21 protein-coding genes and 4 pseudogenes are annotated in these 17,612 nt (G+C 63.0%); 14 read left to right on the top strand and 11 right to left on the bottom strand.

The features are described 5' to 3' along the window. Positions 1 to 17: 17 nt before the first annotated feature. The 6 genes from CUR85_RS09735 to CUR85_RS09710 form a co-directional block, all read right to left on the bottom strand. Positions 18 to 308 (bottom strand): hypothetical protein, encoded by a 291-nt coding sequence (locus tag CUR85_RS09735; protein ID WP_067260634.1) that lies wholly within the window; start codon positions 306 to 308, stop codon positions 18 to 20. A gap of 95 nt (positions 309 to 403) precedes the next feature. Further along, the gene (locus tag CUR85_RS09730; protein ID WP_067260649.1) at positions 404 to 964 is read right to left on the bottom strand and encodes a F0F1 ATP synthase subunit B; all 561 of its coding nucleotides are present in this window, start codon (positions 962 to 964) and stop codon (positions 404 to 406) included. Positions 965 to 979: 15 nt separating this feature from the next. After that, positions 980 to 1,537 (bottom strand): F0F1 ATP synthase subunit B', encoded by a 558-nt coding sequence (locus CUR85_RS09725; RefSeq protein ID WP_136720208.1) that lies wholly within the window; start codon positions 1,535 to 1,537, stop codon positions 980 to 982. A gap of 90 nt (positions 1,538 to 1,627) precedes the next feature. Beyond that, positions 1,628 to 1,852, bottom strand: coding sequence for a F0F1 ATP synthase subunit C (locus CUR85_RS09720; protein WP_007118046.1), 225 nt, complete (start codon positions 1,850 to 1,852; stop codon positions 1,628 to 1,630). A gap of 64 nt (positions 1,853 to 1,916) precedes the next feature. After that, positions 1,917 to 2,678 (bottom strand): F0F1 ATP synthase subunit A, encoded by a 762-nt coding sequence (locus CUR85_RS09715; RefSeq protein ID WP_067260637.1) that lies wholly within the window; start codon positions 2,676 to 2,678, stop codon positions 1,917 to 1,919. Between the two features lies 1 nt (position 2,679). Beyond that, a complete protein-coding gene (locus CUR85_RS09710) occupies positions 2,680 to 3,030 on the bottom strand; it encodes an AtpZ/AtpI family protein (protein ID WP_067260640.1) in 351 nt (116 codons plus the stop codon). 240 nt (positions 3,031 to 3,270) lie between these two features. Here CUR85_RS09710 and CUR85_RS09705 point away from each other — a divergent pair, with 240 nt between their 5' ends. After that, on the top strand, positions 3,271 to 3,627 hold the full coding sequence (locus CUR85_RS09705) for an ArsR/SmtB family transcription factor (RefSeq protein WP_067260654.1): 357 nt from the start codon (positions 3,271 to 3,273) through the stop codon (positions 3,625 to 3,627). A 233-nt stretch (positions 3,628 to 3,860) separates the two neighbouring features. On the opposite strand, the pseudogene CUR85_RS09700 reads toward CUR85_RS09705, so the two are convergent. Beyond that, positions 3,861 to 4,762, bottom strand: a pseudogene (locus CUR85_RS09700) (DMT family transporter). Continuing rightward, positions 4,750 to 5,636 (bottom strand): annotated as a pseudogene (locus tag CUR85_RS09695) (LysR family transcriptional regulator). The pseudogenes CUR85_RS09700 and CUR85_RS09695 overlap by 13 nt, the downstream one beginning before the upstream one ends. 126 nt (positions 5,637 to 5,762) lie before the next feature. On the opposite strand from CUR85_RS09695, the gene CUR85_RS09690 reads away from it, so the two are divergent. The 11 genes and pseudogenes from CUR85_RS09690 (at position 5,763) to rpmE (ending at position 12,902) form a co-directional block, all read left to right on the top strand. Then, complete coding sequence (locus tag CUR85_RS09690) at positions 5,763 to 6,347, top strand: FMN-dependent NADH-azoreductase (RefSeq protein WP_067262237.1); 585 nt, start codon at positions 5,763 to 5,765, stop codon at positions 6,345 to 6,347. Between the two features lie 270 nt (positions 6,348 to 6,617). Next, positions 6,618 to 8,138, top strand: a complete 1,521-nt coding sequence (gene ffh, locus CUR85_RS09685) for a signal recognition particle protein (RefSeq protein ID WP_067262238.1) — start codon at positions 6,618 to 6,620, stop codon at positions 8,136 to 8,138. Further along, a complete protein-coding gene (locus CUR85_RS09680; protein WP_067262239.1) occupies positions 8,135 to 8,443 on the top strand; it encodes a chorismate mutase in 309 nt (102 codons plus the stop codon). The genes ffh and CUR85_RS09680 overlap by 4 nt, the downstream gene beginning before the upstream one ends. A gap of 43 nt (positions 8,444 to 8,486) precedes the next feature. Beyond that, positions 8,487 to 8,873, top strand: a complete 387-nt coding sequence (gene rpsP / locus CUR85_RS09675; RefSeq protein ID WP_067262240.1) for a 30S ribosomal protein S16 — start codon at positions 8,487 to 8,489, stop codon at positions 8,871 to 8,873. 16 nt (positions 8,874 to 8,889) lie between these two features. Beyond that, positions 8,890 to 9,582, top strand: a complete 693-nt coding sequence (bluB, locus tag CUR85_RS09670; protein WP_280322616.1) for a 5,6-dimethylbenzimidazole synthase — start codon at positions 8,890 to 8,892, stop codon at positions 9,580 to 9,582. An 81-nt stretch (positions 9,583 to 9,663) separates the two neighbouring features. Next, entirely contained in the window at positions 9,664 to 10,191 is a 528-nt protein-coding gene (gene rimM, locus CUR85_RS09665) for a ribosome maturation factor RimM (RefSeq protein ID WP_067262243.1), read from the top strand. A gap of 12 nt (positions 10,192 to 10,203) precedes the next feature. After that, positions 10,204 to 10,998 (top strand): hypothetical protein, encoded by a 795-nt coding sequence (locus CUR85_RS09660; RefSeq protein ID WP_280322615.1) that lies wholly within the window; start codon positions 10,204 to 10,206, stop codon positions 10,996 to 10,998. Further along, positions 10,995 to 11,782, top strand: a pseudogene (gene trmD / locus CUR85_RS09655) (tRNA (guanosine(37)-N1)-methyltransferase TrmD). The gene CUR85_RS09660 and the pseudogene trmD overlap by 4 nt, the downstream one beginning before the upstream one ends. Before the next feature lie 69 nt (positions 11,783 to 11,851). Next, positions 11,852 to 12,013 (top strand): DUF1328 family protein, encoded by a 162-nt coding sequence (locus CUR85_RS09650; RefSeq protein WP_082849512.1) that lies wholly within the window; start codon positions 11,852 to 11,854, stop codon positions 12,011 to 12,013. A gap of 272 nt (positions 12,014 to 12,285) precedes the next feature. Beyond that, complete coding sequence (gene rplS / locus CUR85_RS09645; protein ID WP_067262249.1) at positions 12,286 to 12,669, top strand: 50S ribosomal protein L19; 384 nt, start codon at positions 12,286 to 12,288, stop codon at positions 12,667 to 12,669. Between the two features lie 11 nt (positions 12,670 to 12,680). Next, the gene (gene rpmE, locus CUR85_RS09640) at positions 12,681 to 12,902 is read left to right on the top strand and encodes a 50S ribosomal protein L31 (RefSeq protein ID WP_067262252.1); all 222 of its coding nucleotides are present in this window, start codon (positions 12,681 to 12,683) and stop codon (positions 12,900 to 12,902) included. Positions 12,903 to 13,087: 185 nt separating this feature from the next. Here rpmE and CUR85_RS09635 read toward each other — a convergent pair whose 3' ends face one another. After that, a complete protein-coding gene (locus CUR85_RS09635; RefSeq protein ID WP_156505818.1) occupies positions 13,088 to 13,762 on the bottom strand; it encodes a hypothetical protein in 675 nt (224 codons plus the stop codon). Between the two features lie 235 nt (positions 13,763 to 13,997). Here CUR85_RS09635 and CUR85_RS09630 point away from each other — a divergent pair, with 235 nt between their 5' ends. Then, positions 13,998 to 14,807 carry a division plane positioning ATPase MipZ gene (locus CUR85_RS09630; protein ID WP_067268640.1) on the top strand — a complete coding sequence of 270 codons (810 nt, stop codon included), beginning with the start codon at positions 13,998 to 14,000 and terminating at the stop codon, positions 14,805 to 14,807. Between the two features lie 144 nt (positions 14,808 to 14,951). Here the strand turns inward: CUR85_RS09630 and CUR85_RS09625 are convergent. Both CUR85_RS09625 and CUR85_RS09620 read right to left on the bottom strand, forming a co-directional pair. Further along, positions 14,952 to 15,647: pseudogene (locus CUR85_RS09625) on the bottom strand (EamA family transporter); the annotation flags it as partial. A 71-nt stretch (positions 15,648 to 15,718) separates the two neighbouring features. Continuing rightward, the gene (locus tag CUR85_RS09620; RefSeq protein ID WP_067268636.1) at positions 15,719 to 16,168 is read right to left on the bottom strand and encodes a MarR family winged helix-turn-helix transcriptional regulator; all 450 of its coding nucleotides are present in this window, start codon (positions 16,166 to 16,168) and stop codon (positions 15,719 to 15,721) included. A gap of 66 nt (positions 16,169 to 16,234) precedes the next feature. On the opposite strand from CUR85_RS09620, the gene hmgA reads away from it, so the two are divergent. Continuing rightward, positions 16,235 to 17,596 (top strand): homogentisate 1,2-dioxygenase, encoded by a 1,362-nt coding sequence (gene hmgA, locus CUR85_RS09615; protein WP_067268634.1) that lies wholly within the window; start codon positions 16,235 to 16,237, stop codon positions 17,594 to 17,596. The last annotated feature ends 16 nt before the right edge of the window (positions 17,597 to 17,612 follow it).

The raw sequence follows: 17,612 nt of genomic DNA, 5'->3' as shown, positions 1-17,612 counted from the left end.
GCAATACAGAGTCCGGGCTAGTCACAGTCCAGCACCCCAAGCGCCAGCGCCTGATCGCCTAGAACCTCTTTCACCTCACAGCCACTAGCCTGCGCCATCGCGTGCCCGGCCCGCGCGCGGATGGGACCAAAGCGCGGCGCGTATTGGGTGTTTACACGCACCGCCTCTGCCCGCTCGCCCCGTACGCGGACTTCGAACACCGACCCCTCCACGGTGATCCGCTGCGCCGGCAGCCCCCGGAACTCCCGACTGGGCGCCGTACAGGCCGCGAGGCCAATCAACATTGCAATGATAACGAGCAACCGCATGGTTCAACCCTGCCCCGGCAGAGTTAACAAAAGCCTAACGCAAAAGAAAAAGCCCCAGCGGGGCCGGGGCTTTCAAAAATCTATAAGGCGCTGGCCTAGTGCAGCTTGGCTTCGACTTGGGCGATGCCATCGTCGATCAGCTTGTTGCCCTGTGCGGCGGTCATCTGCTTGGCGATCACGTCGCGCGCGGCGGCCACGGCGATGGTCACGGCTTGGTCGCGGACTTCCTTCACAGCGGCGGCCTCGGCCGAGCTGATCTGGTCTTTCGCGGCGGCCATGCGACGCTCAAGCGACTTGGCCATATCCGCCCGCGCCTGTTCGGCGGCGAGACGTGCATCTTCCTTGGCGGAAGACACGATCCGGTCCGCTTGGTCCTGCACCTCTTTCTGCTTGCGCTCATAAGAGGCCAGCAGGGTTTGCGCTTCTTCACGCAGGGCGCGGGCTTCTTCCAGCTCGGTCTTGATGCCGTCGGCGCGTTTGTCGAGCATGCCGATCAAAAGCGTTGGCACCTTGAAGTAAATCAGGATCCCAAGGAACAGCAGGAAGGCCAGCAACACGATGAAATCGGTGTTGCGCAGCGAAAAGAAAGGCCCCGTGGCGGCAAGCGCCGGCGAAGCGACGAGACCGGCGAGTAGGGTCGAAAGTGTCAGGCGCATGGATTTGGTCATGGCTTATCCTTTCATCCGCGCGTCGACGGCAGCGCTGACAGTCGCGGTATCGGCCGTGCCACCCAGAGCGGCGACGAGGGCCTCGGCGGTGTCCTTGGCAACGGCTTGTACGTTGTCCATGGCGCCCGCGCGAATTTCGGCGATGGCTTTTTCCGATTCCGCCACTTGCGCGGCAATCTCGGCATCGGCCTTGGCCATTTCGGCATCCAGATCAGCCTGCATGTCCGCTTTTGCCTGAGCCACGATCTGCTGTGCCTCGGCACGGGCGTCGATCAGGGCCTTGTCATAGGCGGCTTCGGCTTCCTGCGCCTTGACCTTAAGGTCTTCGGCAGCCGCGATGTCATTGGTGATGGTCCCTTGGCGTTCAGCCAAAACCGCACCGATACGAGGCAGAGCCACGCGCGACAGGATCAGGTAGGTGGCGATCAGCGCGAGGATCAGCCAGAAAATCTGGTTGCCCCAGTGATCGAAGTTCAGCTGCGGCATGCCCGGCGTTTCGGCAGCATGGGTCGCAATGCCGGTCGCGTCGGCCAGCCCGTCGCTGGTTGTTACAGTTGCCATCGTGGCTTCTCCTTGGAAACTTTGCCGTTACAGCCGGGCAGACACGGCGTTGCGCGCCTGCCCGCTCGTAAGGATTACAGTTCCGAGAGCTTAGACAGCGAACATCAGCAGCAGAGCGACGAGGAACGAGAAGATCCCCAGAGCTTCTGCGAAAGCGATGCCGATGAACAGGGTCGCTGTCTGGCTTGCGGCTGCCGAGGGGTTGCGCAGTGCGCCGGACAGGAAGTTGGCGGCAACGTTGCCGACACCCAGAGCTGCGATGCCTGTGCCGAGACCTGCGATGCCTGCGCCGATATGTGCGAGTTGACCTTCCATTGGGGTATCTCCTTACGATTGGAAGTTAAAACTTTGACGGGAAACCCCGCCGTTGTCGGGGTTGTTAGTGTGCGGGGTGCAGCGCGTCCTTGAGGTACACGCATGTCAGGATGGTGAAGACATAGGCCTGAATAAAGGCCACCAGCACTTCGAGACCGTACATCGCGGTGATCGCGACGACCGAAACGGGCGAGATGACAGCGATGGCGGCGAAACCGGCGAAAACCTTGATCACCGCGTGGCCCGCCATGACGTTACCCGCCAGACGAATGGAGTGGCTGACCGGGCGCACGAAGTAGCTGATCAGCTCGATGATCGCCAGCACGGGGCGCAGGGCCAGAGGCGCCGAGGACACCCAGAAGAGGCTCAGGAACGCCGCGCCGTTCTTGACGAAGCCCACCACGGTCACCGTGATGAACACCGCCAGCGCCAGCACCACGGTCACCGAGAAATGCGCGGTGGGGGTGAAGGCTGTCGGGATCAGGCCGAGGAAGTTGGCCATGACGATGAACATGAACAGGGTCATGATATAGGGGAAGAACTTTAGCCCCTCTTTGCCGCAGATGTCTTCGACCATCTTGTGGATGAAGCCGTAAGCCAGCTCAGCGACCGATTGCATGCGGCCCGGAACGACCGAGCGGCGCGCGCTGCCCAGAACGAGCATCGCGAAAGTGGCCAGAACCGCCAGCGCCATCCAGAAGGTCGCGTTGGTTATGGTGTACCAAGCAACGGAAGCATCGTCGCCAAAGAGCGGCGATACGATGAACTGGTCCATCGGGTGGAATTCCAGACCGCCTGTTTCAGCGCCGTGTGTCTCTGTTGCCATCTCAGGCTCCCTCGTCCTTGCCCGAATGGGGCGTATCCTGTTCGGCCGGTTCGGCCTGTTGTTTACCCTGGATTTCCTCTGCGGTGCGGAGCATTGTCTTCACCCCCGCCGCAAGGCCCAGCATTACAAAGAGCACCATGAAGATGGGCAGCGTGCCAAAGAGCACATCCAGCCCGTATCCGATGCCGAAACCGATCCCAAGACCGGCCACAAGTTCGATCACCATCCGCCATGCCATATTGGCCTGCGAATAATGTTCATCCGCCCGGGGCTTGGGTGCGCCGCGTTCTTTCGCAGCTGCCAGTCTGGCCTCAAGCTGCTCCATCTGCTGCCGTTGGTCCGGGCTGGTCACACCAAAATCCCCTTAGGAATATCTGCTGCGGTGCTACTGTCAGGGCGGGTTAGAGTCAACAACCTTGGCTGCCGCGGATTTCCATTCGTTTACAAAGTCTTACGGGTAGCGGGGGCGACCCACACTTGAAATGGCCCCGGCAAATCCCAAGGAAATCGCGCCGAAGGGTTATTCAACTCAGCGGTTAAGTTAGCCGCAATGGCCGCTTTCGCCTACGCGCGCCCCGCGCTATTCAGACGTATGACCCAAGACCTCGATCAGGTGTTCGCCGCTCTCGCCGACCCCACACGTCGCGCCATCCTCGCCATGCTGTTGGAGGATGATATGGCCGTGACCGATGTCGCCGAACCCTTCGAGATGTCGCTTGCCGCGATCTCGAAGCATTTAGGCGTGCTGACAGCGGCGGGGCTGATCAGTCAGGAAAAGCGGGGGCGGGTGAAATGGTGCAAACTGGAGCCGGATGCGCTGCGCGATGCGTCGGTCTGGATGCAGGGGTTCGGGCAATTCGAGCCGGTGAACCTTGATGCCTTCGAGCGTTTCTTGGAAATCGAACTGCCTGAGGACAGCGAAGGCGAGATGCGCTCAGGGTCAGAGTAGGTGAAACTCATATAGATAGAGTGATCCCCCCTTGCCACGAGGTAAATAAGACAAGGGGAGGATCAATCGACGGTCAGATGACGCCGAATGCGAAACGCAAGATAGCCAAAACCACGACGATCAACCCGATCAGGTAAATAATACTACGCATGGTGGTGTCCTTCACTGTTAATTCACGCCCCAACGCCAGGCGTCGCGCTTAGGTTCCGCCGATTCCGCAACTTTTTGAATTTTTATGACTTTTCTTCGCCATCCGCGCGCAGCAGCAGCGAAAGCGCGAGGATCGTCAGCAGCACCCCACCCCATACCAGCGCCCCCGGCAGGGCATTGCCAAAGCCCAACTCCCACAGGATCACCCAGCTGGGCGTAAGATAGGTATAGGCCATGACCTTGGCCGAAGGCAGCCGCAGCGCCGCGAATTGCAGCAGAACCACGGTGGCCGCCGTGGCGAAGACCGCGACATAGAGGATGGTGATCCAGACCAAGGGACGCAGGGCGCTCCAATCGGTCGCGCGGAGGTCTTCCCAGCCGTAAAGCCCCAAGAGCACCGCGCCCGCCAACAGGGTGCCAAAGGTGAACATCACCGCGTTTTCTCCGCGGTTCAGCCGCCTTACCATGGGGTATAGAGCGCGTGGCTGATGCAGCCGACGAAATAAATCGCCTCCCCCCGCCCGATGTCGAAGGCCAAAAGCGCCGCGAGGTCGCCGCGAAAGATCACCCAAAGCGCCCCGGCCCCGCCGATGGCCAGCGCCAGCGCCATGCGCGGCGTCATGACCTGCCGCATCAGCAGCCAGGCGAACCCCGCCGCCATCACCGGCACGAGGGTAAAGACCGCCGCCGCAGCCACCGGGGGCGCGGTCTTCAACCCTTCGAACATCAAGACGAAGTAAAGCGTGAACAGCCCCGCCAGCACGAAATAGCGCCAAGGTGCTGCAAAGCCCGCCCGACTGATATCGCCCCGCCCCCATGCCAAAGCCCCGACCAAAACCGTCGCCAAGGCGAAACGCACGGCGTTCAGCGCCGTCGGCGTGATCTCATTCGCCACCTGCGCCCCGAGCGAGAATGACCCGGCCACCAGAGCCGAGAAGCAAAGCATCGCCAGATGCCCCTGCGCCGCGGCGCTTATTCGGGACATGCGACCGCATCCTCGGCATGTTCCTTGAGGAACCGCAGCACCGCCTGCACCTTGCTGGTGCGGTGCAGATCGACATGGGTGACCAGCCACAGCGCACTGCCCCAATCGGGGCGGGGGCGTGGATCTCAACCAATTGCGGATCATTGCGCCCCATGGCAGCGGGCAAGCCGCCGATCCCTGCCCCGGCCCGCAGCGCCGCCTCCAGCGCCGCACCGCTGGTGCTGCGCCATGTCACGCTTTCCTCCGGCACCGTGGCCCAAAGCCACTTGTGATAGGGCGCGCGGCTGTCTCGGTTGTCGGCGGCGATGAAACGGTGCTTGTGGTAATCCTCCGGCCCCTGCGGGATGCCGTACTGCGCCACATAGTCCCGGCTGGCATAGGCCCCCACCGCCAGCTGCGCATAGGGCTGCACCACATTGTCGGGCTGATCCGGCGCGGCCCCGGCACGGATGGCGACATGCGCCTCCCCATATTCCAGCCGGAACAAGCGGTCTCCGATCAGATAGCGCACCACCAGTTCGGGGTTCTGGCGCTGGAACTCGGTCAGCAAAGGCGCAAGCTGCGGGGCGAGGAAATCAAGCGAGGTGATCACCAACTCCCCCGAAACATCGCTGCCGCGCCCCTTGATCCGCCCGGCCAATTGGCTGAATTGATCGTCCGTCGCCCGCGCCACCCGCAGCAGGTCCTCCCCCGCCTCAGTCGCCGTGTAGCCGCGTGCATGGCGCTGAAACAGCTTCACGCCAAGCCGCCCCTCCAGCGCGTCGATATGGCGGATCACGGTGGCATGATGCACGCCCAGCACCTCTGCCGCGCCGCTGACGGTGCCAAGCTGGGCGACCTGATAGGCGGTTCTGATCTCATCCCAATTGTCCATTGTTCACCTCGCCTTCCCGACTTGTGCATTTACGAACATGGTCACGCTCATTCTGGCAGTTGCGTTCGCGAGCACAATGGCTAATTCCATGCCATCAGATTTACCCTTGGAACAAGGATCAACACCATGGCCACATTGCGCATCGAAACCTCGGTGAACCGCGAAAACTCCGTCACCCGCCAACTGACGGACCGGATCATCGCAACCCTGGGCGACAGCGACGTCGTCACCCGTGACATCGCCAGCGAACCCCTGCCGCTGATCGATTCGACATGGGCCAGCGCCCGGGTGAAACCCGCCGAAGAGCGCACCGAGCTGGATCAAGAAGCCCTCGCCCTCTCCGACGCGCTGGTTGCCGAAGTGCAGGCCGCCGATACGATCGTGATCAGCGCGCCCATCTACAACTTCACCATTCCCGCCTCGCTGAAAGCGTGGATTGACCTGATCGCCCGCGTCGGGGTGACCTTCCGCTACACCGAAGACGGCCCCCAAGGGCTGCTGGAGGACAAACGCGTCATCGTGGCCTTCGCCTCGGGCGGGACGGGCATCGATTCCGCCGCCGATTTCGCCAGCGGCTACCTCCGCTTTGTGTTGGGCTTTCTGGGCATCACCGATGTGACCTTTGTCGCGGCGGACCAACTGGCCGTGGATGCCGAAGGCACCATCGCCCGCGCCCATGCGCAGATCGACGCGCTGCGCGACGCGGCCTAAGCGCCCCGCCCTCTCCTCCAAATCAGCCGCGTCCCCACACCGGGGGCGCGGCTTTTGTATGGCGGCCTTTCGCCAGCCACCCCACGCGGCTTGACTCGCACCCCCGCAGCGCGTAAACGCCAACCGATCTCCGGAAGCATTGCCTTCCGGTCCCGGCCTGTCGTCGGGATCGCCCCCAGTCAGCGCGTTGCGCCCACTGGGGCGTTTGTGCATTTTCGCGCGCGTCCTTAAATAGGGGCAAGTGCAACCGACCCGAAAGGCCCTGTGCCCATGTTTGAAAATCTAAGCGAACGGCTCTCTGGTGTCTTTGACCGCCTGACCAAACAAGGCGCGCTCAGCGACGAGGACGTCAAGACCGCCCTGCGCGAAGTGCGCGTCGCCCTGTTGGAAGCGGACGTTTCGTTGCCCGTGGCGCGTGAATTCGTCAAGACGGTGCAGGAAAAGGCCACGGGCCAAGCGGTGACCAAATCGGTGACACCGGGCCAGCAGGTCGTCAAGATTGTCCATGACGCGCTGATCGACGTGCTGAAAGGCGAAGGCGAACCCGGTTCGCTGAAGATCGACAGCCCGCCCGCACCGATCCTGATGGTCGGCCTACAGGGCGGCGGTAAGACCACCACCACCGCGAAACTCGCCAAGCGCATGAAAGACCGCGATGGCAAGCGCGTGTTGATGGCCTCGCTCGACGTGAACCGCCCCGCCGCGATGGAGCAGTTGGCAATCCTCGGCACGCAGATCGGCGTCGACACGCTGCCGATCGTCAAGGGCGAAAGCCCGGTACAGATCGCCAAACGCGCCAAAACGCAGGCGGGTTTGGGCGGCTATGACGTCTATATGCTGGACACCGCGGGCCGCCTGTCCATCGACGAAGAGTTGATGAGCCAAGTCGAAGCCGTGCGCGACGTGGCCAATCCACGTGAAACATTGCTGGTTGTCGACGGCCTGACCGGCCAAGACGCCGTGCATACGGCTGAGAATTTTGACGCGCGTATCGGCATCTCCGGCGTTGTCCTGACCCGGATGGACGGCGATGGCCGTGGCGGTGCTGCGCTCTCGATGCGCGCCGTGACCGGCAAGCCGATCAAGTTCGTCGGTCTGGGCGAAAAGATGGACGCGCTTGAGACCTTCGAGCCCGAGCGTATCGCGGGCCGTATCCTCGGCATGGGCGACATCGTGGCGCTGGTCGAGAAGGCGCAGGAAACCATCGAGGCCGAACAGGCCGAGAAGATGATGAAGCGCATGGCCAAGGGTCAGTTCAACATGAACGACCTGAAGATGCAGCTTGAACAGATGATCAAGATGGGCGGCATGCAGGGCATGATGGGCATGATGCCCGGCATGGGGAAAATGGCGAAACAGGTCGAAGACGCCGGTTTCGATGACAAGATCCTCAAGCAGCAGATCGCCCTCATCCAGTCCATGACCAAGAAAGAGCGCGCCAACCCTGCCCTGCTGCAGGCCAGCCGCAAGAAGCGTATCGCCAAGGGTGCCGGCATGGAGGTCTCCGACCTCAACAAGCTGATGAAGATGCACCGCCAGATGTCCGACATGATGAAGAAGATGGGCAAGATGGGCAAAGGCGGCATGCTCAAGCAGGCCATGAAGGGCATGATGGGCAAGGGCGGCATGCCCGGCGGCATGGACCCCTCCCAGATGGACCCCAAGGCGCTGGAAGCGGCGGCCAAACAAATGGGCGGCAAGCTGCCCGGCGGTCTGGGCGGCATGGGCGGTGGCCTCGGCGGCGGCATGGGCCTGCCCGGGGGCCTCAGCGGTTTCGGGAAGAAGAAATGACCGAGCCCCTCACAGATACCGCCGCCCGCGCCGCCGAGCTGCTGAAAGAGCACCGCGCCTCGATCGACAGGCTCGACGCGATCCTCGTCTATACGCTGGGCGAGCGGTTCAAACACACGCAGGCCGTGGGGAAACTCAAGGCCACGCACGACCTTCCCCCCTCCGATCCGGCCCGCGAGGCAGCCCAGATCGAGCGGCTCGAAGATTTGGCGGAAGCGGCGGACCTCGACCCCGTCTTTGCCAAGAAGTTCTTGAACTTCATCATCGCCGAAGTCATTCGGCACCACAAAACCCACCAAGAATAGGGCGGCCTCCCGTCCCCCCAACCAACCTAAAGGATTAAACACCATGGCAATGAAAATTCGTCTCGCCCGCGGCGGTTCCAAAAAGCGCCCCTTCTACCGCATCGTGGCCGCCGACAGCCGCATGCCGCGCGATGGCCGCTTCATCGAGAAGCTGGGCACCTACAACCCGCTGCTGCCGAAAGACAGCGAAGACCGCGTGAAGATGGACGTTGAAAAGGTTCAGGAATGGATCGCCAAAGGCGCCCAGCCGACCGAGCGCGTCGTTCGCATGCTGGAAGCCGCTGGCATCCGCGAAAAGACCGAGCGTAACAACCCCAAGAAGGGCGCACCGGGCAAGAAAGCCCAAGAGCGCGCGCAGGAGAAAGCCGACAAGGCCGCTGCCGCTGCCGAAGCTGCCAACGCCCCTGCCGAAGAAGCTTCCGCAGAATAAGCTTCGAGCGCCCGGCATGGATACATTCTCTGATGACTTCCGTGCCGGGCTGCACGACCTGATGCGATGGCGGCGCGACGTGCGCCGCTTTCGCACAGACCCGCTGGACGAGGCGCTGGTGCAAAGCTGCCTCGACAGTTTCAACCTCGCCCCCTCTGTGGGCCTGTCGGAACCCTGGCGGATCATCCGCGTTGCCTCCGACACCGCGCGCCAAGCCGCGCTTGAGAATTTCCAATCCGCCAATGCCCGCGCCCTCGCCGGATACGAGGGTGAGAAGGCCGCGCTCTATGCCGGGCTCAAACTCTCGGGGATGAGCGATGCGCCCGAGCAATTGGCGATCTACTGTGATGAGAGCACCGAAAAGGGCAGCGGCCTCGGCGCGGGCACCATGCCTGAAATGCGGCGCTATTCGGTGGTGGGGGCGATCACCCACCTATGGCTCACCGCCCGCGCCCATGGTCTCGGGCTGGGCTGGGTCTCGGTGCTCGACCCCGCGCGGCTGAACCGTGACCTTGCGGTGCCAGAGGACTGGTCACTGGTGGCCTATCTCTGCATGGGCTGGCCCGAGGAAAACAGCCTGACGCCGGAACTGGAAACCAAGGGTTGGGAGACCCGCGCCCCCGCCTCAAGGTCGAGACCCGCTAATGAGAAAGCTACTGTTCCTTCTGTCCGTGCTCGTGCTCGGCTTTGTCCTTGGCATCCGCTATGATCGGCAGTTAATGCAGGATGAATGCAAAGCCGGGGCCGGTGAATGGACCGGGACGATCTGCGTGAATTCGGAGTTGTTGCAATGAGTGACCAAGACCTGATCTGCGTCGGCGCCATCGCGGGCGCCTATGGCGTGCGCGGCGAAGTGCGCGTGAAAAGCTACTGCGCCGCGCCCGAAGACATCGAAAACTACCGCCCGCTGAGCACCGAGGACGGCAGCCGCCAGTTCACCCTCGCCCTGCTGCACCCGGTCAAAAACGGCTTTGCCGCGCGCATCGCCGAAATCACCACTAAGGAAGAGGCCGACGAGCTGCGCGGTGTCTCGCTCTTTGCCGCGCGGGATCAATTGCCGGGCCTGCCGGATGACGAATTCTACCACGCCGATCTCATCGGGCTTGAGGTCTATGACACCGGCGGCGTGCTGCTGGGGCGCGTGAAAACGGTGCAGAACCACGGGGCGGACGATCTGTTGGAACTGCAACTTGCAGGCACTTCGGCCACCACCTTCCTGCCCTTCACCAAAGCCGCCGTGCCGACGGTCGACCTTGCCTCGGGCCGGATCATCGCCGACCCGCCTTTGGGCGTGCTGCCTGAGGGCAAGGATGGCTGAGACCGGAGCCGGATGATGCCCCGCCGGATCATCCTGCATCCCGGCTTTCACAAGACCGGGACCAGTTCCGTTCAAGCCATCCTGCGCGCCAACCGCGCCCTGCTGAAACCCCATGTTGCCCTGCGCCTGCGCTGGCAGATGAAAGACCTGCTGCATGCCGCGCGCGGCTATTCCACATGGCGCGACCCGCTCACGCTGCTCAAGGCCGAATACCGCTTCGACGCCCTTCTCGATGCCCTGCCCCGGATGCCGCGCCGCACGCTGGTCCTCTCGGCCGAGGAACTGGCCGGTCACATGCCCGGACGAGGCGATCTGGCCGACTACAGCGCTGCGCCCGACCTGCTGGAGACCTTTACCCGCAGCCTGCGCCGCCGTTTCCCCCGGGCGGAGATCATGGTCTACCTCTCGACCCGCGATCCGGCGGATTGGATCGCTTCGGCCTATTGGGAGCATGTCAAAGCCTCCTCCATGACGCTCGACCTTGCCACTTTCACTGCCCGCTACGCCCCAGCGGCAGATTTGGATGCGGTGGCCGAAACGATTGCCCGCCGCCTGCCCTGCCCGGTGCATCACGCGCGGCTGGAGGCCTGCCGCGACCTGCCGCTCGGCCCCGCGACGCCGCTTTTGGACCTCTGCGCATTGCCGCCTGAGGTCTTGGCGCAGATAACCGTGCCCCCGCCCGAGAACCAGCGCTTGCCTGCGGAACTTTTGCAGGCTCTGCTTGACGCCAACCGCCAACACGCCGATGACCCCGAGGCGCGCCGCCGCGCCAAGACCGCCCTATTGCAACAGGCAGGAACCGCATGAAACCCACCCGCTCTCACGGACGTCAAAGCGCACGGCCCAGCCTCAAACCTCGCGCCCTGATGCAAGACGCGCCCGATTACGCCGATGTCTGGCAGGCCCGGATCGTCACGCTGTTTCCCGATCTCTTCCCCGGTGTGCTGGGCGCCAGCCTGACCGGAAAGGCGCTGCATGAAGGGCGTTGGCAATTGCACACCCATGACCTGCGCGACTTTGGCATCGGCAAGCACCGCAATGTCGATGACACCCCCGCAGGCGGCGGGGCGGGCATGGTCATGCGCGCCGATGTGGTCGGCCCGGCGCTGGCGCGCGCGCAAAGCCACGCACATGGGCGCTGGCCGATCCTCTACATGTCGCCGCGCGGGCGGCGGTTCGATCAGGCCATGGCGCGCGATCTGGCAAGCTGCGCGGGGTGACAATGCTCTGCGGGCGGTTCGAGGGGGTCGACGAGCGGGTGATCGAGCATTTCGGCATCACCGAGGTCAGCTTGGGCGATTTCGTCATGACGGGGGGCGAGTTGGCCGCCCAAGCGATGATCGACGCCACTGTGCGCCTCTTGCCCGGCGTGCTGGGCAATGCCGAGAGCATCGAAGAGGAAAGCCACGCCTCGGGCTTGCTGGAACATCCGCAATATACCCGCCCCGCCGAATGGGAAGGGCGCGAGATTCCGCCCGTTTTAATGTCGGGCAACCATGGCGAGATCGCGAAATGGCGGCAGGCGCAGGCCGAAGAGCTGACCCGCAAGCGCCGCCCTGACATGTGGGCCGCGTTCGAGAGCAAGGACTGAGCCCGCGCCCCGATACGGAACCCGCCCCTGCGCGGCGCGTTGATCTCCCATATCGGAGGGAGAATCCAAATGCTTGAACTTATTCTTATTCTGTTGATCGTCGCCGCCGTTGCAGCACTCTTGGGCTTTGGCCGCGTATCGGGTGCCGCGATGACCGGGGCGAAAGTGCTGATCGGCATCGTGCTGGTGCTGTTCCTGCTCGTTGTCTTGGGCGTGATCGCGCTGGCCTGACGCGCCAGCGCGCAGAGGTCTGAAACACTGAGGATCAAGGTGGCCACAGCCCCCTTGATCCTATCGCTTTTGGCCCCTATACCCCGCGCATCCGGAATCGCTTTGGCGGCTCCGGTGCTTTGCGTTTTACGCAGAAAACTAAGTAATGACGACGATACCTCCGGCGGGGGGCCTTGATCGGAAACGATTGCAGCGCTGCCCGATAGAACCCGAAGCTCTGGGTCGCGACATAATTTCGTGGAATACCGCGAACATCATAGGAGAATGGTCAGATGAACCTGATCGCAGAGATCGAGGCGGAACAAGTCGCCGAACTGGGGAAAGAGATCCCCGACTTCCGTGCCGGTGATACCGTTCGTGTTGGCTTTAAAGTCACCGAAGGCACCCGCACCCGTGTGCAGAACTACGAAGGCGTCTGCATTTCGCGCAAGAACGGTCACGGCATCGCCGGGTCCTTCACCGTGCGCAAGATTTCCTTTGGCGAAGGCGTGGAGCGTGTGTTCCCGCTGCATTCGACCAACATCGACAGCATCACCGTCGTGCGCCGTGGTCGCGTGCGTCGTGCCAAGCTGTACTACCTGCGCAGCCGCCGCGGCAAATCCGCACGGATCGCCGAAAACGTCCACTACAAGCCGCTTTCCGGCGCGAACGCATAAAGGACTGGTCGATGAAAACCGATACACATCCCGAATACCACATCATCAACGTCAAAATGACCGACGGCACCGTTGTGGAAATGAAATCGACATGGGGCAAAGAAGGCGACCAGCTGTCGCTCGACATCGACCCCTCCGTGCACCCTGCCTGGACCGGCGGCACTGGCCGCATCATGGACACCGGCGGCCGCGTGTCGAAGTTCAAGAACAAATACGCAGGTCTGGGCTTCTAAGCCTTACCGACAGTGCGAAACAAAGGCGCGGCCCCTCGGGGTCGCGCCTTTTGCGTTTGGGGGCTGGGGCAGTGGATGGGGCCGGGGCCGGGTGTGTGCGGCAAGCGGTGTGGAGGTATTTTTGAAAGGATGAAGTTAAGGGGTATGCGTGCCGGTGGGGGCCGGCGCGCATGGGGGAGGCCGGGTTAGAGGCGGCGTTCTTGTAGGGCGGCTTGGGCGCCGTAGCCGTGCAGGTGTGACAGCACCGCGCCATAGGCGATCAGCAGATAGGCGAGCAGTTCTGTGCCCTCTTGGACGGTGGTTTTGATTTGCGGGTCATAGGCGGCGCCCATGACGGCCTCCCACAGGGCGCCGGTGCCGAAAATCCGCGAGAAGAAGAGCAGCAGCACCACGCCGATATAGACGAAGGTGGCGGAGCGGGTTTGCAGGTGGTGCAGCATGGGCAGCAGCGTGGTGCCGCGATTGCGCCATGCGATAAAGCTGCCCACTGCCAGAGTCACGAGGGCGGGGTAGATCCAGAACCCATGTTGGATACGGTCGAGCGCGGCGTCATATTCGCGCAGGAACATGCAAGCGAAGAGCGTGGCCGCCAGCGTGAGATACCCCCGCATGCCCACGTGTTGATAAGCGCCCATCATGAAAACCCCAGCCGCGATGGCCAGCAGGGTGTTGTGCATATGTTCGGTCAGCGAGTCTTCGGTGACGCCCTCGCCCAGAACGGCCGTATCGAGGTAGACCGTCACAGGCACCAGCGCCACCAGCAGGCAAACCAGCGCGAATTCCGCGATCACCATGCCCAGAGACGGCAGCACGCCGCGGGCAGTTGTTGGTTTCGATGTGGTGGGGTGGTGATCTGGCATGAGGAAGGCCTTGCTTGAGCGGTTCGTTGGGGTGCGCGGGCGCGCGGTAAGGCGCGGTGTTACACGGCGCCTTGGGCGGTGAAAATAGCGCAAATGTGCGCGATGTCCAAACGCGGCAGGGCTGCCACGGTCGGGCTGAACAAGCGGCCTCGCCACTTTCCAAAGGCGTGAACCCTACATATAGTGCGGCTCAACAATATCCTGTCTTGAAGGGCAGGCGCGAAGGGACAGCAGTATGGCGCATATTATCGTCGTCGGTAACGAAAAAGGCGGCGCGGGCAAATCGACCGTTTCCATGCATGTGGCGACGGCCTTGGCGCGGCTTGGCCATAAGGTCAGCGGGCTGGACCTCGACCTGCGGCAACGGACCTTTGGGCGCTATATCGAGAACCGCAGTGCCTTCATGCGCGAGTCCGGCCTGACGCTGGCCAGTCCGACGCTGTGCGAATTGCCGGATGTGGAGGCCAGCAGCCTGCGCCCCGGCGAGAACATGTATGACCATCGTCTGAGCGCGGCGGTGGCGGCGCTGGAGCCAGACAATGATTTCATTCTGATCGACTGCCCCGGATCGCACACGCGGCTCAGTCAGGTGGCCCATTCGCTGGCGGACACATTGATCACGCCGCTGAACGACAGTTTCATCGACTTTGATCTTTTGGCCCATATCGATGCCAATGGCGAAAAGATCACCGGCCCCTCCGTCTATTCCGAGATGGTTTGGAACGCGCGGCAGCTCAGGGCGCAGGCCGGGCTGTCGGCGATCGATTGGATCGTGGTGCGCAACCGTTTGGGGGCGCAGCGCATGGTCAATAAGGAGAAGATGGAGCGCGCGATCAACAACCTCAGCAAGCGGATCGGCTTTCGCACCGCGCCGGGGTTCAATGAGCGGGTGATCTTTCGGGAGCTTTTCCCGCGCGGTCTGACCTTGCTGGACCTCAAGGATATCGGGGTGAAACAGCTCAATATCTCGAACATCGCCGCGCGGCAGGAGCTGCGTGATTTGATCAAGGCGTTGGAGTTGCCGGGCGTCAGCCCCGACTTTTGATCCTAGTGGCGCGGCAGCGGGGAACGACCCGGCGGCGGCGCGACAGGGCGATGAGGTTCGACAGGAACAGCGCGCCCACGACGATCCCCCGCCGATCAACGCATAGATCCCGGGGTCTTCGCCCAGCACCGCCCAGACCAGCAGCGGCGCCAGCACGGATTCCAACAAAACGAGCAGGCCCACTTCGGCGCTTGAGATATAGCGCGGGCCAAGCGCGATGAGCCCGGCGCTGGCGGCCATGAACGCCGCGTAGAGCAGAATCTGCGGCAGTTCTGCGGTGGGCATGTGCAGCGGCTGCGCCACGGGCAGCAGCACCGCCCCGGCCAGCAGATAGGCCAATGCCACCGCCGGCACCATCGACACCGCGCGCGCGTGGCGCGCCGCTGTCAGCGCTCCGGCGAAGATGGCCGAGATCGACAGGGCCAGCAGATCGCCTGTGCGCGAGGCATTCTCGGTCTCGCCCGAGCCGAAGGCGATCACGGCCAAGCCAGCGAGCACCGCCGCGATGGTAAAGAACATGCGCCGGCTGATCGGCTCGCCCAGAAAGACCCGGCTATAGATCGCAGCAAAGACCGGCAGCGAGGCGAGGATGAAGACCACATTCGCGACCGAGGTCAGGCGCACGGCCAGCACGAAGCCGACCCCGGCGCAGGCCACGCCGCCGATGTATATCGCGCTCGCCCATCCGGCGCGGCTGAGGGCGCGAAAGGGGGCGGTGCCTTGGGCCAGCAGCAGGCCCGCGCCAATCGCCATGCCCACGAGGGTCACCTTCCAAAAGGCGAGCGTCAGCATCGGCGCGTCGATGACGCGCACGAAAAGCGCTTCGGGAACGATGCACATCACCCCAAGAAAGGTGAGCAAGAGGCCTTTGGTCTGATCGGTCATGCGCCATCGGTGGCGGTTTCCACGGGCTAAGTAAAGCCCCCCTGCCCCACATCCGACAGCTTGAGCAGCGCCCGCCGCAGCACCGCCGCCTCGGCAGGGTCGAGCGCATCCATCAGCGCGGCATTGTAGCGCTGCGCCACGGCGCGCAGATCGTCATAGGCCGCTTGGCCCTGCCGGGTCAGCGACAGATGCTCCACCCGCCGATCCTCTGGGTCGCGGCTGCGGGTGACGAAGCGCCGCTCGGTCAGGCGGTGCACGGCGCGGCTGATCTTGGTCTTATGCATCCGCGCGCGCTGGCCGATTTCGCTCGCCGTGAGTTGCCCATAGAGCCCGAGGTGGAACAAGACCCGCCATTCGGTGCGCAGCATGCCATAGCGGCTTTTGTAGATCTGCTGAAACTCAAGCGATGACGCCTCCGCCGCTTGGTTCAGCAGGTAGGGCAGGAAATACTGAAGCTGAAAGTCACCGTCCGCCATGCTGCGCCGCTTGTTAGTTACAAATTCAACTATTACGCTTGTAACAGATTCTGCAAGGGGGCACAGATGACCAGCCAGTCCAAGCCATCGACGATGACAACCGCGGCCACCACATCGGGCACGCATCCGGGCTATATGCCGGGTTTCGGCAATGATTTCGAAACCGAAGCCCTGCCCGGCGCCCTGCCGCAGGGCATGAACTCCCCGCAGAAATGCAACTACGGCCTCTATGGCGAACAGCTTTCCGGCACGGCTTTTACCGCGCCCTCTCATCAGAACGAGCGTACGTGGTGCTACCGCATCCGGCCCTCGGTCAAACATTCGTCGCGCTACACGCGGATCGACCTGCCCTATTGGAAGTCCGCGCCGCATCAGCCGCAGGATGTGACTAGCCTTGGCCAATACCGTTGGGATCCGGTGCCGCATTCCGACACGCCGCTGACTTGGCTGACCGGCATGCGCACGATGACCACGGCGGGGGATGTGAACACCCAAGTCGGCATGGCGAGCCATATCTATCTGGTGACCGAGAGCATGGTGGACAGCTATTTCTACTCTGCCGACAGCGAGCTTTTGATCGTCCCGCAGGAGGGCTGCTTGCGCTTTTGCACCGAGCTGGGTGTCATGGACATCGCCCCGCAGGAGATCGCCATCATCCCGCGCGGGCTGGTCTACCGGGTGGAGGTGCTGGACGGCCCCGCGCGCGGCTTTGTCTGCGAGAACTACGGCCAGAAGTTCCACCTGCCAGCCCGCGGCCCGATCGGCGCCAACTGCATGGCGAACCCGCGTGACTTCAAGACCCCCGTGGCGGCTTTTGAGGACCGCGAGGTGCCCTCCACCGTCACCATCAAGTGGTGCGGCCAGTTCCACGAGACCCATATCGGGCATTCGCCGCTCGACGTTGTTGCATGGCATGGCAATTATGCGCCGGTGAAATACGACCTGAACACCTATTGCCCCGTGGGCGCGGTGCTGTTCGATCACCCGGACCCGTCGATCTTTACCGTGCTGACCGCGCCCTCGGGCGTGGAGGGGACGGCCAATATCGACTTCGTGCTGTTCCGCGACCGCTGGATGGTGGCCGAGGATACATTCCGCCCGCCGTGGTATCACAAGAACATCATGTCCGAGCTGATGGGCAATATCCACGGCCAGTATGACGCCAAGCCCAAGGGCTTCGTTCCCGGCGGCATGAGCCTGCACAACATGATGCTGCCGCATGGGCCGGACCGGAACGCATTCGAGGGCGCGTCGAATGCCGAGTTGGCACCCCATAAGCTCGACAACACAATGTCCTTCATGTTCGAGACCCGCTTTCCGCAGCATCTGACCGAATTCGCCGCCCGCGAGGCGCCGTTGCAGGACGATTACATCGACTGCTGGGAGAGCCTTGAGAAGAAATTCGACGGCACCCCGGGCAAGAAGTGACCGCTGTCCGCGAAAG

The sequence above is a fragment of the Sulfitobacter faviae genome, assembly GCF_029870955.1.
Lineage (GTDB): Bacteria > Pseudomonadota > Alphaproteobacteria > Rhodobacterales > Rhodobacteraceae > Sulfitobacter > Sulfitobacter faviae.
This window is presented reverse-complemented; position numbering and strand designations above follow the sequence as displayed.

Excerpts from the sequence above, each read along its gene's own strand:
- CUR85_RS09735 (WP_067260634.1), bottom strand. The coding sequence starts at position 308 with ATGCGGTTGCTCGTTATCATTGCAATGTTGATTGGCCTCGCGGCCTGT.
- CUR85_RS09730 (WP_067260649.1), bottom strand. The coding sequence starts at position 964 with ATGCGCCTGACACTTTCGACCCTACTCGCCGGTCTCGTCGCTTCGCCG.
- CUR85_RS09725 (WP_136720208.1), bottom strand. The coding sequence starts at position 1,537 with ATGGCAACTGTAACAACCAGCGACGGGCTGGCCGACGCGACCGGCATT.
- CUR85_RS09720 (WP_007118046.1), bottom strand. The coding sequence starts at position 1,852 with ATGGAAGGTCAACTCGCACATATCGGCGCAGGCATCGCAGGTCTCGGC.
- CUR85_RS09715 (WP_067260637.1), bottom strand. The coding sequence starts at position 2,678 with ATGGCAACAGAGACACACGGCGCTGAAACAGGCGGTCTGGAATTCCAC.
- CUR85_RS09705 (WP_067260654.1), top strand. The coding sequence starts at position 3,271 with ATGACCCAAGACCTCGATCAGGTGTTCGCCGCTCTCGCCGACCCCACA.
- CUR85_RS09690 (WP_067262237.1), top strand. The coding sequence starts at position 5,763 with ATGGCCACATTGCGCATCGAAACCTCGGTGAACCGCGAAAACTCCGTC.
- ffh (WP_067262238.1), top strand. The coding sequence starts at position 6,618 with ATGTTTGAAAATCTAAGCGAACGGCTCTCTGGTGTCTTTGACCGCCTG.
- CUR85_RS09680 (WP_067262239.1), top strand. The coding sequence starts at position 8,135 with ATGACCGAGCCCCTCACAGATACCGCCGCCCGCGCCGCCGAGCTGCTG.
- rpsP (WP_067262240.1), top strand. The coding sequence starts at position 8,487 with ATGGCAATGAAAATTCGTCTCGCCCGCGGCGGTTCCAAAAAGCGCCCC.
- bluB (WP_280322616.1), top strand. The coding sequence starts at position 8,890 with ATGGATACATTCTCTGATGACTTCCGTGCCGGGCTGCACGACCTGATG.
- rimM (WP_067262243.1), top strand. The coding sequence starts at position 9,664 with ATGAGTGACCAAGACCTGATCTGCGTCGGCGCCATCGCGGGCGCCTAT.
- CUR85_RS09660 (WP_280322615.1), top strand. The coding sequence starts at position 10,204 with ATGATGCCCCGCCGGATCATCCTGCATCCCGGCTTTCACAAGACCGGG.
- CUR85_RS09650 (WP_082849512.1), top strand. The coding sequence starts at position 11,852 with ATGCTTGAACTTATTCTTATTCTGTTGATCGTCGCCGCCGTTGCAGCA.
- rplS (WP_067262249.1), top strand. The coding sequence starts at position 12,286 with ATGAACCTGATCGCAGAGATCGAGGCGGAACAAGTCGCCGAACTGGGG.
- rpmE (WP_067262252.1), top strand. The coding sequence starts at position 12,681 with ATGAAAACCGATACACATCCCGAATACCACATCATCAACGTCAAAATG.
- CUR85_RS09635 (WP_156505818.1), bottom strand. The coding sequence starts at position 13,762 with ATGCCAGATCACCACCCCACCACATCGAAACCAACAACTGCCCGCGGC.
- CUR85_RS09630 (WP_067268640.1), top strand. The coding sequence starts at position 13,998 with ATGGCGCATATTATCGTCGTCGGTAACGAAAAAGGCGGCGCGGGCAAA.
- CUR85_RS09620 (WP_067268636.1), bottom strand. The coding sequence starts at position 16,168 with ATGGCGGACGGTGACTTTCAGCTTCAGTATTTCCTGCCCTACCTGCTG.
- hmgA (WP_067268634.1), top strand. The coding sequence starts at position 16,235 with ATGACCAGCCAGTCCAAGCCATCGACGATGACAACCGCGGCCACCACA.